We start from the raw sequence: 17,003 nt of genomic DNA on the forward strand, positions 1-17,003 counted from the left end.
GCCTCTATTGCCTCTATCCAGAATGCAATGATTTAGCGTTCGGGCGTGTGAGTAATTTGATGCCTTCGGCTGACCGCTTATCGCCAATCCAACGCTTTCAAAATCTGCCAGGGTTTGTATCGGAATCGTTGGCGGCTTTGTGATCGGTACGAATCCTACACCAGCGGGCATGCTGGTTTTCCTCAGCCGTCGCTTGACTCCAATGGATTAGGCCGCTAATTTCAGGCGGCACCCAGCAGATTTCGGTCATAAAGAATCTAGTTTTCCATGATGTTTACTGGCGGGGGCAATCTAGTCTTTGCGTTGGTTCGTCTCCGATGCGGCGAAGAATTAAAGATCGTTGCGTACCCCACCAAGGCTGATCCGATTCTGCGCATTTTGATGTTTAACGCGTAGAAAACATCGGGTTTTGTCTAGCTGTTGAGAAAAAGCCACATGCTTTCGTTTTCAATAATTAAAACTGAGCTCCACCAGAAAGTTACGCCCCGGATTGGGGGCAAATTGGAAATATTGCTCGTTGCTTAAGTTATTGGCCATGAAGCCGACGCTGACGTTTTTAGTGGGGCTGTATTTGATTTTGGCATCCATTAACCAAAAGGCCTGAAAACCACCGTATACATCGTGCACCACGTCAATGTTTTCAGCCGTATCAAATGATTCGGAAACATGCCGGCCAATCAAGCTGCCGGACCATTCATGCCAATTGGCTTCCAGGCCAACGGTCAATAAATGTTCCGGTGAATTGGGCAAGCGTTTGCCTTCTGCGGCGGGGGTGCCAGGACTGGACAGCGTGGTTGTGGTGGGGGTCCAGGTGTAATTGCTGAACAGCGACAGCCAATCAGTCAGGTTCTGGTCAAGCGACAATTCCACGCCTCGGGTAATGGCTTCAGCGGCATTGATGCGTTGCGAGCCGGTAAAGTTGGCGCGGCGTTCGATTACTTTGTTTGAAATTAAATCGGATAAATGGTTTTCAAAAAACGTGGCTTTAATCTGGGTGTCGGTTGCCGCGATTTTCTGCTCAACACCCACTTCCCAAGATAAGTTGCTTTCGGGCGTCAGATTGGGATTCGACAATGTCGTGGCGACCACGCCGCGGCGTGAATCAACATACAGGTCCTGCAAGGTGGGTGGGCGGAAAGATTTACCTGCCGATGCGCGTAAAGTGGCCCCTTCCCAGGCATCTTTGTAGATCAGTGACAGCTTGGGATTGACTTCGACACTTTCCTGCGTGGATTCGGGCTTGAAAGTATTAAATGCGTAATCTTTGCTGATCCCTGTGGCTTGCCACCAATCGACCCGCGTGCCCAAATAGGCGGTAAATTGATCGGTAAAACGGATTTCGTCTTGCGCAAAAAATGAAGTGGTGTCGGTTGAGGCGTCGGCCACCAGGCGAGTACCTGTCCGGCTGTAGCGGTCGTTCCATTGGCTCAGATCGTAATCTTTACGATCCATTTCACCATGATCCACTTCAAACCCCGTGGTGATCATTTGACTTTTGGTCAATGGAAATACCAGCTGCGCCCGACCGTTGACCATCGTGCTTCTAGTGTGGTTTGACGTACCCGGACCACCCCCTAAACCGGAGGTGGTGAGGACGTTGGTAAACCAGGTGTCCCGGGATGTGTGGTTGAAGTTGACCGTTAATGCCGTATCGGCACTGAAATTGTGTTCAAACTTCCAAAAGCTGCGCAAATCGTCTTCATGCGATGGCGAATTCAGAAAAACGTTTGGCGTTACTTGCCCCAATAAGGTGCCATTCTGCCGAATTCTGCCGCTGATTACCGGATTGCCGTTGGCGTCGCGCAGATAGCTGTTAAACGGGTCTTGGCTGTAACCAATGTCGGAGTAGAAGTAATGGAGACCCGCCGAAAGACGCGTGTAGTCATTAAAATCATAATAGGCTTTGATATGACTGTTGTGCGATTCCCATGGTGCGCGGCCATGATCCCCTACTAAATAAGCAGTTTGTCCTTGCGCGGTGGTTGTGGGGATGGCGCCCGTGACATTGGTAATTGGGCCGCCGCCGCCCGGATTGGCAAAACCCCAGATGTCACGAATGCCGTCATTGAGCTCGTGGTGGTGGCCCAGGCTGATGGACAAGCCGTTGTCGAACACATCCCGGTAGATGCCGCTGGCAGTCATGCCCTCGGCGGCATCAAACTGATAGGTGCCTTTCACCAATACTTCGCGTTTGGTAGGTTTTTTGGTGACGATGCGCATGGTGCCTGCAAACGCATTTCCGCCATACAGCGCTGAGCCGGCTCCGGGCACCAATTCGACTTGTTCGACATCCTCTGAAAAGATTGCGCCGTAGTTAACGGTGCCAAAACTCGGATCGTTCATTTTTTGGTCGTCGAGCAGGACAACGGTGCGCGCCGTGCCGCTAATGCCGCGGATGGACTGGCGTACCGCGCGGTTGGCGGCAGGCGGTAATGCACTGGTGGCGCCAATCGCCATGTATACGCCGGGCATTTCTCGCACAATGTCACCGATACGACGTACATCGCGGAGTGCGATTTGTTTATCGTCAATCAAGTGCAGGGTGCCTGGCACTTCGTCGATTGATTTTTCCGATAAGGTTGCTGAAACCACCATGGTACTCAGCTCGGTGGCTTGGTCTTTTTTGGGCGCTTCCGATGTTGCAACGGGCTGATCTTTGGAAGCGTTTGTTTCCGACTCGGCCAAACTGACCTGGCAGCATAATGCCAGACTAATGGCAGCCGCCAGTGGATGGTATTGCATAGGGTTGTTCATAACAGTAAAGGGTGGGGTTTATTTAGAATTTGACCTAGGTGTTGATGGCTGACTTCGCGAATACCCGAGCGTGTGCCGCAGCGACAGACGTCTGGTGATAAGCAACCAGTATTTGCTGGACATTTTCAGTAAGCGCCTTTTACGGTGCTTTTGCGGTGAGTCGCTGCTTATGCACGCGTCGGGATGCGCGTTTTTTCAGCCAATGGATGATGCCGGTAATCAATAAGGCCAGCGGCGCAAAGCCAACAATCAGCACAGCCACTTGGCCGGGCGTACCGAGGATTTCGCCGTTATGAAGAGGTAACTGGATATTGATAAACGCATCGCCCGCGGCAAATTGATTGGGGTCGCGGACCATGAGTACTTCGCCGCTGTATTGATCCAGCCAAAGCATGGTTGCGCCTTTACTGCGGGTTTCGTTGGCTTGTTTGCCGCTGACCATGAAACTGCCATTGGCGTCGGCAGGCAGGTACAAGCGCTGTAGTTGCAGATTGGGAAAGCGCAGTAGTGCATTGCTCAAAATGGTTTCGTAGGCCAGCACCTCGCTGCCGATGGTTTTGGATTTAACGGCACGCGGTACTTCGTGCACACTGGAAAACACGTTGACGGCTGGCTTGAAGACGTCCGGGAAATTGAAGTAAAAGCCGGAAAGCGACACGGCAAATAAGACGACGGCGGTATAAAGCCCGACGGTTTTGTGCAGATCAAAATTGAAGCGGGTAAAGCTGGCATTGCGTTTAATGACCAGTGCTTGCAGCCATTTGCCGGTTTTGGGCCACCAAAGGTAAATGCCGGTAATGGTCAAAACCAAGGTCAGCAGGGCGGTGATGCCCATCAGCCATTTGCCGAACGGGTCCACCAACAACTTGTAGTGCAGGCGCAAAATAAAGTTAATCAGTGAGTCGTTGCGGTCGCGATGGCCCAGCGCTTGGCCGGTGTAGGGATTCACCATGACTTCGTGGAAGTGATGATTGTGTCCGGGGCCCGCGTGGGGCACTTGGTAACGCACAATCAGGGCTTCATCGGGATGTTTGGGAAGTTGAATATGGTGGGCTGGGTGCTTGATGGGGGAGACTTGATCGGCGGTGGCCAGGATGTTTTGCAAGGGTTGTCGGGATGATCCGGCTGCTACGGCCAGGATGTCGCTGTTCAGCCAATGATCAATCTCTTCGCCGTAAACCAGTATGCTGCCGGTCAAGCCGGCAATGGCCAGAAACAAACCCAGCCATAACGAGATGTATAAATGCAGTTTGAGCAAGACCTTGCGCAAGGTGACTTTCTGCAACCAGTCCAGGCGTTTTGCAGCGGCGACCGGACGATGAACGATTGAGTTTTCCTTCGCGGTAAACGGATCGATGACAGACATAACAAGCTCCCTTAGGAATCAGCACAACTTGGGTGTGCCAATTGAGCGAGGTCTGTGCCATAACTAAAAAAACAAACAATCTCAGTGATTTGCTGTGCGCTAAATCGGCTAGGACTTAAGTAGAGTGGGTTATTTCACACACCATTCGGTTTGCGGTGTGTGAAATACCCTATTTGTGGATTTAAACGGGGTGACGACCGTTACCCAGTGGTATTAAAAAAACCGCCGCCCGGCCAGTGAGGCGCCGAAGTGCGCTACCGCTATAAAATCCCTAGCCCCATCAAAGCGAAGCCTCAAGCCTTATTGGCTTGCAGAAAACCGTGCTGGAAAGTGACCTGATCGGCATCCCGCCGAGCATGCCTGTTACGACAGAGGCAAAACGCGGTACTTCAAAGTGCGTAGGGTAGAAATATAACGGCACGTTGCCGCGACTGGAACCGGGATTGCGGTCGGGGCAGGCCAACCTGCGCCGGCTGTCCCCTGGCCGCAGTAGCGAAGCATCAGACCGATCCCAAGCCTTTACGCAATAGCGGTTTCATTGCCAAAATCGCCAAGCCGGTGCCGATGCCCAGGCCGGCCAACAGCAGAAAAAATGCTTGTCTGGGCATGGTCTGATAAAAGCTGCCGATATAACCCGAAAGTAAATTGCCGAAGAAGGATGACAGGAACCAAATCCCCATCAACAAACCGACCAGTCCGGGCGGCGAGATTTTGCTGACCAGCGACAAACCGACCGGCGACAGGTATAACTCGCCCAAGGTATAAATCAGGGTACATAACGCCAGCCACAAGAAACTGATTTTGACTGACGGGTCGCTATCGTTGGCGGCATAAATCAGCACGAAAAACGATGCACCCAACAAGCCGGCGCCCAGCGCCATTTTGCCGATGCTGGACGGCTGGCGGCCGCGCGCGGTCTGCCAACGGGATAGCGTGTCGAGCAAAGGCGCCAGTATGAAAATGAAGGCCGGATTCAGGGACTGAAACCAGGTGGAAGGCATTTCCCAGCCAAACAAGTGCCAATCGGTTTCGTGTTCGGCGAACAGTTGCAGGGTGTTCCCTTGCTGTTCGTAGACCGCCCAGAACATCACGTTCAGTATCGCGATGGCGCCGAGCGCCGCGATGGCACGGTAATCTTTGCCGGATAGCGTGCCGTCAGTGCTGGGCGTTGATGACAGGCGCGCTTCTGTCGCCGGCAAATGAGGTCGGCCCAATCCGTAAACCAGCAAACCCAGTAACATGCCGACCCCGGCGGCGGCGAAGCCGTAATGCCAGCCGTAGCGCTGGCCCAGGGTGCCGCAGACCAGCGGCGAGAAAAACGCGCCCAGATTGACGCCCATGTAAAAAATGGTGAAGGCGCTGTCGCGGCGGGGGTCGCCGGGCGGATACAAGTCGCCGACCTGACCGGAGATATTGGGTTTGAAGCAGCCGTTACCGACGATCAAAAACAGTAAGGCCAACAGAAACCAGCTTTCCCCGGCCATCAGAAAATGGCCGACCGCCATCAGGCTGCCACCCAACAGCACGGCACGGCGCCGGCCCAGCACCCGGTCTGCCAGCATGCCGCCGAACAACGGCGTCAGGTAGACCAAGCCGGTGTAAAGACCGTAAATCTGCGACGCCAAAGCTTGGTCGCCTAGCGGACCGAAAGCGGCTTGCAAAACCCGTTTCAACTGGGGCAAGCCAAACACTGGCCGGCCGTTTTGCGCCGCCTTTAGCAGGTGTTCGGTCATGTACAGTACCAACAGCGCGCGCATGCCGTAGTAGGAAAAGCGTTCCCACATTTCAGTGAAAAACAGCACGAACAGGCCGGCCGGATGGCCGAAAAAGCGTTTTTGCGGCATCGGGCTAAGTGTTGCCGCCTTGGGACCGGCTACCCTCACTCGAAATCGCCGATACGCTTGCCGATTTTGAACAAGCTCCAGGCCAGTACCAGCGCGACCGATGCGATTGCCAGGCCCAGAAACCAGCGGCTGTTGACCCATCCCGCCCAGTCGAATTCCGGTTCGGGCTGAGCCAGCGCGATTGCTTCGCCCAATTCGGCGCTGCTGCTTTGGTAGCCGCGGCGCAACAGTTCCTGGATCGGTGCGATGTCGTAATTCGGCGCTTCGGCTTTGTCGACGCCGTAGCCGAGCTGGTAGTTGTGGCCGGCCTGGGCCAGAAACAACAAGCGGTAGCCGTGGCCGATGCCGGCCACCGAGTTGATGTGCAACGGCGGGTTATCCTCGTTGTAGATCAGGATCCGGTAATGCTCGCGGCGGGTTTCGGCGAATTCGATTATGTTTTGGTCGCGATTGAAGCCTTGGAAGTGCAGGGCTTGCAAATACCCCAGACCTAGGGTTCGGGTCCGGGTTTCCAGGCCATGGCTTTCGTCGATCTGTACCTCGGTGCGGCGGTTGAAATTGGGGCTGAAGCTTTGTACGCTGAATCCGATCAGGGGTAGGCGTTTGCTGTCGATATCGATCACACTGGCCTTGAGCTCGACGTCCTGGCTGATTTTGAAGGCGACGGGGTAGTCGAAGCGTTGCGCTGCGTCGGCCAAGGTTTCCGTAAGTTTTTGCCAGAATTCGATGCGGTCGATGTGTAAGGGCTCGTTGCGAAGTTCTATGCTTTCGCTACGTTGTTGCTCGGAGCCGTTTTGCATGGTTCGGGTCAGTTCGGTCAAACCGCTGCTGCGGGTTTGGCTGGCCTGGGCCACGACCAGCTTGAATTGGCGGTAGTTGTTGGCCGGCAGTTCGATGTCGTTGTTGCCGATCTGGGCGTAGCGCGAGTAATCGAAAATCCGGCCGTTATCGACTAGCGGCTGCCAGGTTTTGCCGTCCGCCGAACCGAAGACGTGTAAGCCGTATTCGTAATCGCGTTGCGCGGTGACGATGCTCAGGCCGTCGGCACCGGCGGCGGTTTTGTCCAGTGCCACGATCAGTTCGATGCCGTTCTCGCCGGTCCGGTTCAGGCTGACAATTTTGCCGGTGCTGGGGAGGCGCCGGGCCACAGCCTTTTGTTCGGCAATTTTTTGCAATAAATAGGGCGTTTCGACACCGTTTTGGTCGGTCAGACGCAGGTCGCGGAAGTCGGCGGCGCTGGCGGCGTAAACCGCACTATCCAGCGTTACAGCCAACAAGGTCTGGTCTGCTTGCTCTGTATGGATCACTGCGCGGCTGAAACGTTGCGGTAGCGACCGCTCGGCCGCGGTGGCCGACAGGGTCAGACAGAACAAGATAACGAGTTTGGCGATCATGGCGATTTCTCTGCAGTATCGTTGCCGATAAAAGTTTGTTGGTAACGCATGTAAAAAAACGCGCCGCCCAGCGCCAGCATGCCCAGCACGATAAAGGCGACGATCCGGTAGATTTGCTCCAGCCGGGCCAAATCGACGAAAAACACCTTCCAGGCCACCAGCGCGAACAGGCCCAGGCCGACCAGACGCAGAGCCGGTATCCGCCGCTTGATGCCATTGAACACCAGCGCCAGCGCGAATATCGACCATAAGATGGTCACGCCGCCGGAGCGCAAACCCGGCACATATTGATACAAAATCGAGTTGATCTCCAGACTCAGGAAGGTAAACAGCAAGGCCAGCGCCGAGCCGCCCAGCCAGAGCCGGAAATTGCCGGCATCCCGCTCCGCGCCGGCCAAACGGCTGAGCGCAAACAGCAAGAAGGCGATGATCGCAGCGAAGTCGAACAGGCGCATCAATGCCGATTCGAAGCGGTAGTCGCCGGCATAACGCAGCGTGAATAAATCGTCGCCGCCGCCGATGGCGCCCAAGGCCAGATCCCAGGACGGCAAATCGAACAACAACAGCTTGACGGCAACGCCAACCAAAAACCACTTTAACGCCGGTAGCAACCAGGCGCCGGAGCCGGCCAGAAAGCGCTGCAGCAGCAACCAGCACATCGCCAGCCAGACCAGACTCAGCATCGGCAGTTGCAGCGGCGGGTACAGATAGGCGAAGCTGCGGTAAAGCTCCAGTTGCAACGCCACGAACAGCAAACCGGCGCCGGCGATGGCAATGGCCTGCAGCAGCCAGTTATCCTTGATCCACAGCGGGGTGTCGGTTTCCGGGGTGCAGGCCAGCGGCGAAGCGGCGGCCGGCTGCTCGATCAAGCGGTAGGCGGCCGCCAGGGATGCAATTGGGATGCCGAAACTGGCCAGGCGTTGCAACAAGCCGAACAAAAACCCGCCCAGGCTGGCGCCGTAGTCGCTGGCGGCGGCGTACTGGCCCGGCAAGTCGACCAAGCAGAAGCGGCCGATCACGATTAGATACAGCAGATACGCGGCTTGGCGCAGAAAGGCGCTGTTGACCTTGCCGGCCATCCAGACCATGGCCAGCGCTTGCAGCGACCAACTCGCGGTCAGCCACGGCGCCGACAACAACAGCGGCAGCGTCACGCTCAGGAAAAACGCCGCCAGGCCGATGAAGCTGACCAGCAATTCGCGGTCGGCAATTTTTCGCGCCAGGCAGTAATAAGCGTGGCCGACATAAAACCCAGCCAGCAAGACGGCGAGCAGCGCGGTCCAGATTTGGCCGTAAGCCTCGTCTATCAGTTGGTAGGCGGTGGCGAAGAAAATCGCGGCGTTGACTAGCAACGCAATCAAATCCAGCAAGGTCGATTTGCTGCGATTGACCAGGCAAAACAGGAACACCATGGTCGAATACAGTACGAAAAAACCGGTCAGAAACGGTAACACCTGCCAGAAATGCTCGATTTGGTATTTCTGCATCGCGCCGAAAAACAGCAGGTAGTTGCAAGCGAAACTCAGGAAATTCAGGAGGTGCCATTGCTTGTACCAGTTGATCGCCAGCATGCCGCCGCCAAGCAGCAGCATGTAACCGAACAGGCCGGGGAAATTGACCTGGCCGGTCGAGAGCAGCAGCGGCGTGCAATAGCCGCCGATGATGGCGAAGATTGCCACCAGCATCGAATCCAAACGTACCGCCAGAAAGGCCGCGCTGGCGGTGACCAGGACCATCAACGCGAAAGTCGGATACACGCCCAGCAGGTGATAGAAGGTGAAGGCGGCGAACACGCCGAAATAGAGCACGGCGATACCGCCGCCCAGCAAGCCCTGGCCGAACAAATGGTATTGGCCGCCGACCAGTCTGACGCCGCCGGCCACCATGCCGACCCCGGCCAGCAAGGTCAAAGCGACCCGCGCCTGTTCGCCGATCAGGCCGTTGTCTATCGAATATTTCAAGAAGAAACCGATACCGGTGACCAGGATCAACACGCCGATCCGCAGCAGCCAGTTGCTGGCCACGGCGTATTCCATCGCTGCGCCTTGCGGGCGGTGGCCTTCGCCGACGATGATCCAGTTCCAGATTTGTTTCAGGATTTTCTGTGCGGCCAGCTCGAACTGGCTGGGTTCGGCCGCTTGCCAGTCCGCAGTTTGCCAGGGATCGGCCGCGGCTGGCTCTGGTTGGACTGTGGGTGTGGCGGCGGGAATCGGTTCCGGCATATCGGCCATTGCGGTCGGCGGCGGCGCGATGGTCTCGGCCGATTCGGATGCGGTTTCGGCTACCGCAGCGGGCGCTTGCTCGGCTGCTAACGCCGGTTGCGGCTGATGCGCGCTCAGCCGTTCCAGCAAGTGTTGCTGCTCGCGCAAACGTCGCTCGATGCTGTCCAGCGCGACACTCAATTCCTCCCGCGCCTGCCGCTGCCGCGACAGCAGCATGCCCAATAGCACAAACAGGGCAATAGGCAATGCCAGCAGTAAGACGGCGATAAACCCCCAAAAATCGTCCACGGTAACGCTCCTGGAAATCCAAAATCTCGACAGCCGGCAGCATAGCCGCTTGCCGAACGGAATGCGAATAAAGATGTCATGCGCGACACGCTTTTTGGCGGCGGCTTGGGCTATGCTTGTCAGTGCAAGATTACAGGCTGCCGGTTCGGACAATGTATTGAGTTTTGCCAGCCGCGGCCGATAATGAAATTGGATGTCCCCTTAAATTCAGAACAGCCGGCCGATATTTCATGACTAACCATTCCACGATCCAATCCAAAATCCTGCTCAGCATCGCCAGCGTGTTTCTGTTGCTGATGTTCGTCAGTACCTTGTTTATGGCCGACCGGCAGAAAGACATGGTGGCCAGTCTGGCGACCGGCAGAGCGCAGGATACCGCCAACAGTTATTTCGACGGCCTGAATACCTTGATGTTGACCGGTGCCATGGCACAGAGCGATGTATTGCGCGACAAGGCCCGTGCCCGTGCCGACATCGCCGAAGTCCGCCTGCTGCGAGGCAAGGCCATCACCGATGCTTACGGGCCCGGCAAAGCCGAGCAACGCCCGAACGATAGCCTGGACCAGCGCGCATTGGCCGGAGAAGCCATTACCGATTACGGCAATAACGATGCCGGTCGGCTGATCACGGTGCTGGAACCGATCAAGGCTAGCGCGGATTTTCGCGGTACCAATTGTCTGAACTGCCATGCGGTGCCGGAAGGTACCGTGTTGGGTGCGGTCCGGGTCTCGTATTCGCTCGCCAATCTGGATGCGCAAATCAACAGCCATCTGGTTACTGCGTCGGCGATTTCGCTGGCGATGTTTGCCGCCGGCCTGTTGCTGGTGAACGTGTTGATGCGCAAGATCGTCGTCAATCCGTTGGTGGCGATGCGCAACGCCGTGAATGCCATTGCCGGCCAGTCCGATTTGCGTAAACGCCTGGTCGTCGAATCGGGCGACGAGATCGGTCAGGTCAGCGAATCGTTCAATTCCATGTTGGCGCATTTTGCCGACAGCTTGGAACAAGTCTCGACCGTCAGCCAGCAATTGGCCACGGCCAGCGATCGCATTGCCGACGTCGCCCGTCAAACCGCGCAGGCCGCCAGCCAGCAGCGGAGCGAGACCGAATCGGTGGTGCGCGCGATCCACGAGTTGGAATCTTCGGTGCGGGAAGTCCGCAGCGGTGCCAACGGTGCGGCGCAAGCGTCGGTCGAAGCCGACCAGCACGCAGCGCAGGGGGCGGCAACCACCAAAAACGCGATCGACGGCATCTACGGTTTGGTCAACGAAATCGAACGGGCCAGCGAGGTCATCAAACGGCTGGACCAACGCAGCAACGGCGTCGGCGCGGTGCTGGATGTGATCAAAGGTTTGGCCGAGCAGACCAATCTGCTGGCCTTGAATGCGGCGATCGAAGCGGCGCGCGCCGGCGAGCAGGGCAGGGGCTTTGCCGTGGTTGCCGACGAAGTGCGGACCCTCGCCACCCGTTCGCATCAGGCTACCGAGGAAATCCATAAAATCATCGAGCAACTGCAGCACGAGGCCAAAGATGCGGTGAACGTGATGAGTAAGGCCAAAATCAGTGCCGAGCAGCGTCGCGAGCAGGTACAAAGCGCCGATCAGGGTTTGAGTACCATCGCCGAGCGCGTCACCCAAATCCGCCACCTGAACTCGAAAATGTCGGAAGCGGCCGACATTCAAAGCCGGATGGCGCAGCATGTCGGCCAGAGCGTCGGCAACATCGGCCAACTAACCGAACGTACCTCGCGCGATGCCGAGCAAACCAACGCTGCGATTGGCGAACTGGTGAAACTGGCCGGGCAGTTGAACCAGTTGGTCGGGCAATTTAAACGCTAGCGCTCCGCTTGCGGAAATGGCTTCGGATTCGGTTGCAGGCTTGGGAATCTGCGGTTTGGGCTCTCGCTGAGTTGCGGGAGTCCCCTCCGGGCCGCCGTTGAAGCTCAAACGGTGTTGGATTGTTGCTCAGTGGGAGTATCGGCTGTCGCCAGGAACAGCCGACTCGCGCGGTCTCAGCATCTGGCGGAGAGCGACAATCAGCGCTTGGTCGGCAAATGCCCTGCCATGCCGGTGGTTGCCGGCGGCGGGTTGGTGGCGACCTTAGGGGCTTCGAACCCGAAACTGGCGATGCAATTGACGCCGCCAACCAGTTCGTCGTCGGGATTGGGTAGCGTCATGCGCACGGTGAAACTGCCGCTGGCCGGATCGATTAATGGGTCGACTTTGGTGACGGTTGCTTTCACGACTTTCTTGGCCGGCAATTCAGGCCGCACTTCCACTTCCAGGCCAGGCTGAATCAAACCGAAGTATTCGGTAGGGGCAATCAATTCGACGCGCAACGGATTCACTTGGGCTAATTTCATGATGGCGCGATCGCTTACCGATTCGCCCGGCATGGCATAGCGTTCGATAACCACGCCGTCGATTGGGCTTTTGATGGTTTTCACTTCAAGCTGAGCTTTGGCCAGTTCCAAGGCCAGCGCCGCCGAATTTTTACGCTCGGTGGCTTTTTTTAGTTCGATTTCCGCCAACGCGACTTCGGTTTCGACCTTATCTTTTTCGATTTGAGAAATAACATTGGTGGTGAACAGACTGCGATAACGGGTTCGATTCCGCGTGGCGTAATCCAATTTCACTTTCTGGTTGCGCAAATCGCTGTTGGTTTCGGCATCGGCCTTGGCCTGATTGAATTTTGCTCGTTCCACCGAGGCCTCCAATTGCACGACCGCCTGACCTCGGCTGACGCGGTCGCCTTTATCGACTAGCAAGGTCTCCACGATTCCGGCCACCGGGCTGCTCAACTCCACATACATTTCCGGTTTGACCATGCAGTCCAGGTTGGCGGCGGAGACGTCAGCACGATTGAGAAGGAGCCCTGGTACTGCGCAGATTAAGAATAGCCGGTTGATTCTACTCATGTCGTTTAAAAGGTGTGGCGATTGGCCTGATTGGGTTGCAGATGCCGCTTTTTAGCAAAAACGCCGGCAGCAGGCTACGGCCGTTATTCGAATTTGCCGGAGAATGCCAGGATGCGGGCCAAATGTTTGTCCTGATGCATTAATCGTTTTCGAACCAGGCGCTGTTGCCGTTCCTTGACCAATTGGGGTATGCGTAACACCATTTTTCCCAAAAAAGCCGGCAAAGGTTCGGCTGCAGCGGTCCAGCCCGCTAAGACCCTGAGCATAGCAGAGGAATAAAACTCCTGCAGGGTGGGGTCTTCAAGGGACAGAATGGCTTCGCAGCTGCCTGGATCGCCCTGGCGCGCGCAACGGCCGTAAAGTTGGCGGTCGATCCGGCGGGATTCGTTGCAGTGAAGCGAGATCACGTGCAACCCGCCCAGTTCCGCCACGCCCAGGCCCAGCCCAATGTCGGTGCCGCGCCCCGCCATATTGGTTGCCACGGTGATGGCATTTAGCTGGCCGGCATGGGCTACGATCTCCGCTTCGTGTTTATCTTGCTCGGCATTCAGTACCCGGTGCGGCAGATTTAGCCGATTCAGCCAGGCGCTGACTTCCAACGATTCGGCCACCGAGCCGGTTCCAACCAAGATCGGCCGGCCCTGCTGGTGCAAGCTGCTGACCCGTTGCAAGAATGCCTGTTGTTTGGCCGTCGTTGTGGCATAAACCCGTTCGGCGAGGAGTAATCTGGTCGATGGGCGGTGGGTTGGCACTTTCACGGTATGGATACCGTAAACGCGGTGCATTTCCGCAGCGACTTCCCGCACCGTACCCGACGTCCCCGCCAGTTTCAGATAACGGCTGAAAAAGCGTTGATAACTGATCCGTGCCAATGGCTCGCGTTGTTCGGAGATCAGATAGCCCTCCTTGGCTTCTATCATTTGTTGCAAGCCCTGTTCCCAGGCTCGGTCGGGCATGACTCGGCCGGTAAACTCATCGATGATTTGGATCTTGTTGTCTTTCACAATGTAGTGTTTGTTGCGTTTGAAGCAATATTCGGCAAGCAAGGCCTGCTTGATCATCGCTTCCCGCCAGCGTTTGTTTTTCCAGACGGGGCCTAAGCCGACCACTAAGTCTGCGATGGTGTTTTCGCCGTGCGGTGTCAGTTCGATGTCCCGGGTTTTGGGAATCATGACAAAGTCTTCGTTGATGAACAGCGATGAGGCGACATACAAGGCGTCGCCGTAAGTCTCGGGCGATTCTGCGTTCGGCTTGGTTTGGGTGATGATCAGCGGAGTTTTGGCTTCGTCGATCAATACGCTGTCCGCTTCATCGATGATGGCAAAGCATAAACCGCGCAAGATGAGCGGGCCGGATTGCGCTTGCTTTAATTCCCGCTGGATTTGCCGAAACTGAAATTTCAACGGTCCGGTGTCTTCCCCCATTTCGATCCGATCGCGCAGGTAGTCGAAGGCAATCTGCTTGTTAGTGGTGTGTACGATCGGCAAGCTATAAGTTTTTCGGCGCTGTTCCAGTTCCATGCCGTCGACCACCGCGCCGGATTTCAGTCCAAGACGCAGGTAGAGCGGCTGCAAAATCTCGGCGTCGCGAGCGGCCAAATAATCGTTTGCCGTGATCACATGGACCGGGATGCCCGCTAATGCAGCGGTACAGGCCGGTAGGGTCGCGGTCAGGGTTTTACCCTCGCCGGTTTCCATTTCCGCCAACATGCCGTTGATCATCAACCAGCCGCCAAATAGCTGCACATCGAAGTGTCTTTTATTCAAGGTGCGTGCAGCGGTCTCGCGAATCACGGCAAACGCTCGCACGATCAGCCGTTCGGTCAGGCCGTGCTTATGCAGTTCCTCGCGTAACTCCAGAATCGCCAGCGTGAGTTGTTGCTCGTTGAAGTGGCTCAAGTGGGTTTCGTGCTGCTTTACCCGGCTGACAATGTACGCTTGGCTGTAACGCTCGCGCCCCAGCCGTTTACGTATTTTGTCGATCAGAACCGCCGCGCCCTGCTCGAAGTCTGTCAAGCGGCTTTCCGGCTTTTGCGGGTAACTGCCGTAGCGCACTCCGGGGCGCATGACTGACTCAGACACTGAATTGCCTCAAAAAGACTTGGCGGATGCGCCGATAAAGCTGGGCCGCAATCGCTTCGCCACCATGATTGATCCGCACGTAGGCGCGAGTGCCTATCGGCAGATTCGTCGGCGCCGAAAAATCCAAGTCGACCAAAAAGATTTTCTGCAGGGTTTGCATTGCTTGCTCGTCTTGCGAGTTGACCCGAATTCTGCCGCCGCTGGTGGTTGCCAATGCCGGGCTGGGCAGGGTATTCGTCGCCTCCGGCGCCAAGCGGATGATGGTGGCAGGGTATTCCCGAAACGGTTCGCTGGCCAAGCGGACGCTGATTTGCGGGACGCGTTGGCGAATCAGGCCGATATCGTCCTGGGGTACCGCCATCCGGATCGTCGGGGCCTGCGAATCCAGAATGTAGCCGATCGGTTCGCCGTGTTTTAAAAAACTGCCCGGCAGATCATCGCCATCCGGCAACAGGATGTATCCGGATTTTGCGGCAGTGACGATCATGGCATTGGACTTTGCGTTCAAATGATCCAGTTCCGATTCGGCAACCCGCAGCGATTCTTTCAGAATTTCGGCTTTGACTAAATCCGCTTCTCTCTCGGCCCGATATTGACTTTGCAATTCGGCGACCCTGGCACGGGCGATTTTGGTCTTTGCTTCTAACGCATCGTCATGCAGGTAGAGCAGCGCGTCGCCTTGATTGACCAATTGATTGGGTTTGACCAGTAGTTCGCCGACAAAACCATCTTGTTCGACTTTGATTTGGGCTTCATCCGGCAGCCATACGACGCCTTCCGCCAGCGTGTAATGCGGAATCGGCACAACGCCGATAAGTAATATCAAGCCCGTGGCCAAGCCGGCGGCGGTCAGCAGTGTTTTTTGTTTCTTTCGGCCGAGGGATGGGCTGGTCAAAACGAATTTTACCGCCCTGAACAAAGGCCAGCCGATTTGGAATAGTGCCATAGCGGAGGCGACGACTATTCCCAGGGCAAAGAATTTTTCGGTCAAATAAATGCCGACAAACCATAGCATCGAAAGCCGGTAACTCAACGAAGCCAAGCTATAGACGACGAACCAGGCGGTTTCTCCCGGTGCCGAAGCCGGCGAAGCCACCTGGCGCAAATCGAATAGATAGCGCTGGAAAAAATACGGCCAAATTCGGCTCGAACGCTGGTAGAGATTCGGAATGCCGAGCGCGTCTGCCAGGACGTAATAGCCATCGTACTTTAGGAGCGGATTGCCATTAAAGAATAACGATGAAACACCCCCGGTCAGCATCACGTTGAAGCCGATATCCTGGACTACCCCGATTTCGCTGCCCAGAAATAAAAACAAACCCAGTGCCGCCAGAAACGATTCCACCAAAATACCGGCAGCACTGATCAGAATCCGATCGAATTTGTTTCGCAAATGGTTCGCCGCGGAGACATTGACATAGGGTACCGGCATGAACAGTAAGAAATTGATGCCCATCTCATGGACTTCGCCACCCTTCAGTTTCATCGCAAAACCGTGGCCGAATTCATGCGCAATTTTGATCAGTGGGTAAAGTAAGAACAGAATCAAAACGTTATAAGGAGCTAACGCATTCAGTTCCAGGTGGTGAGCGATTGCCGCCGAATTGGCGGCGGCTTGCAACAGCGCGGCGAAAACAACCAGCAACCAGACCAAGCCGAATTTTGCATTGAATAAAATGGCGGCCTTGGCTGCGTGTCTGGCGAGAAACTCGTCCGGATCCCACAGCGCCAATTTCAATGACAGCGGGTTCAGCAGACGTTGATTGAGCTTGGTTTGATTCAGCCGGGCTTGGCGCTCGAACAGTTCTTCGGTGTTAACCAGGGCTTCGGTTTGCATCAAATCGGCCTGATGCAACTGGCCGAGCAACTGCACGATGTCCTGCTGGCTCGGTGCATAGTCGCCTAATTGGTGGTTCAGCGCATCGGCAATTTCCTGCACGCTGAGTTTGCCGTCCAACAGGCCGATGAATTGATAGGCCAGGCTATTGAAGCGTTGATGGCGGCCGGTGTTGGTGTCTTCCAGGATGTACCAGATCAGCCCCCGATACTCATGGCGATGAATCTCGATATGGCTGTGCAGCCTGGGCCTGAGCTTGGCGACGCGGTACCAATGTGGGCTGAACATATTATCTGACAC

Annotated in this window: 9 protein-coding genes; 1 reads left to right on the plus strand and 8 read right to left on the minus strand. The window is 56.1% G+C overall.

Annotated elements, in window-relative coordinates; translation table 11 throughout:
* Positions 1 to 447: 447 nt before the first annotated feature.
* From ACH518_RS10490 to ACH518_RS10510, 5 genes are all read right to left on the minus strand, one after another.
* Positions 448 to 2,742 (minus strand): TonB-dependent receptor plug domain-containing protein, encoded by a 2,295-nt coding sequence (locus tag ACH518_RS10490; protein WP_445372859.1) that lies wholly within the window; start codon positions 2,740 to 2,742, stop codon positions 448 to 450.
* Between the two features lie 151 nt (positions 2,743 to 2,893).
* On the minus strand, positions 2,894 to 4,120 hold the full coding sequence (locus ACH518_RS10495) for a PepSY-associated TM helix domain-containing protein (RefSeq protein WP_445372860.1): 1,227 nt from the start codon (positions 4,118 to 4,120) through the stop codon (positions 2,894 to 2,896).
* 500 nt (positions 4,121 to 4,620) lie between these two features.
* A complete protein-coding gene (locus tag ACH518_RS10500) occupies positions 4,621 to 5,964 on the minus strand; it encodes a peptide MFS transporter (RefSeq protein ID WP_445372861.1) in 1,344 nt (447 codons plus the stop codon).
* Between the two features lie 35 nt (positions 5,965 to 5,999).
* Positions 6,000 to 7,358, minus strand: coding sequence for a hypothetical protein (locus ACH518_RS10505; protein ID WP_445372862.1), 1,359 nt, complete (start codon positions 7,356 to 7,358; stop codon positions 6,000 to 6,002).
* On the minus strand, positions 7,355 to 9,868 hold the full coding sequence (locus tag ACH518_RS10510) for a DUF2339 domain-containing protein (protein WP_445372863.1): 2,514 nt from the start codon (positions 9,866 to 9,868) through the stop codon (positions 7,355 to 7,357). Before ACH518_RS10510 ends, ACH518_RS10505 begins: the two co-directional genes overlap by 4 nt.
* Before the next feature lie 230 nt (positions 9,869 to 10,098).
* Here ACH518_RS10510 and ACH518_RS10515 point away from each other — a divergent pair, with 230 nt between their 5' ends.
* Complete coding sequence (locus ACH518_RS10515) at positions 10,099 to 11,706, plus strand: methyl-accepting chemotaxis protein (protein ID WP_140914250.1); 1,608 nt, start codon at positions 10,099 to 10,101, stop codon at positions 11,704 to 11,706.
* Between the two features lie 197 nt (positions 11,707 to 11,903).
* On the opposite strand, the gene ACH518_RS10520 is transcribed toward ACH518_RS10515, so the two are convergent.
* The 3 genes from ACH518_RS10520 to ACH518_RS10530 form a co-directional block, all read right to left on the minus strand.
* Positions 11,904 to 12,785 carry an efflux RND transporter periplasmic adaptor subunit gene (locus ACH518_RS10520; RefSeq protein WP_445372864.1) on the minus strand — a complete coding sequence of 294 codons (882 nt, stop codon included), beginning with the start codon at positions 12,783 to 12,785 and terminating at the stop codon, positions 11,904 to 11,906.
* A gap of 83 nt (positions 12,786 to 12,868) precedes the next feature.
* Positions 12,869 to 14,866 (minus strand): preprotein translocase subunit SecA, encoded by a 1,998-nt coding sequence (locus ACH518_RS10525; RefSeq protein ID WP_445372865.1) that lies wholly within the window; start codon positions 14,864 to 14,866, stop codon positions 12,869 to 12,871.
* Positions 14,859 to 17,003, minus strand: coding sequence for a hypothetical protein (locus ACH518_RS10530; RefSeq protein ID WP_445372866.1), 2,145 nt, complete (start codon positions 17,001 to 17,003; stop codon positions 14,859 to 14,861). Before ACH518_RS10530 ends, ACH518_RS10525 begins: the two co-directional genes overlap by 8 nt.

Source organism: Methylomonas sp. HW2-6 (assembly GCF_052474525.1).

Coding starts and splice junctions, on each gene's coding strand:
- ACH518_RS10490 (WP_445372859.1), bottom strand. CDS start 2,742: ATGCAATACCATCCACTGGCGGCTGCCATTAGTCTGGCATTATGCTGC.
- ACH518_RS10495 (WP_445372860.1), bottom strand. CDS start 4,120: ATGTCTGTCATCGATCCGTTTACCGCGAAGGAAAACTCAATCGTTCAT.
- ACH518_RS10500 (WP_445372861.1), bottom strand. CDS start 5,964: ATGCCGCAAAAACGCTTTTTCGGCCATCCGGCCGGCCTGTTCGTGCTG.
- ACH518_RS10505 (WP_445372862.1), bottom strand. CDS start 7,358: ATGATCGCCAAACTCGTTATCTTGTTCTGTCTGACCCTGTCGGCCACC.
- ACH518_RS10515 (WP_140914250.1), top strand. CDS start 10,099: ATGACTAACCATTCCACGATCCAATCCAAAATCCTGCTCAGCATCGCC.
- ACH518_RS10520 (WP_445372864.1), bottom strand. CDS start 12,785: ATGAGTAGAATCAACCGGCTATTCTTAATCTGCGCAGTACCAGGGCTC.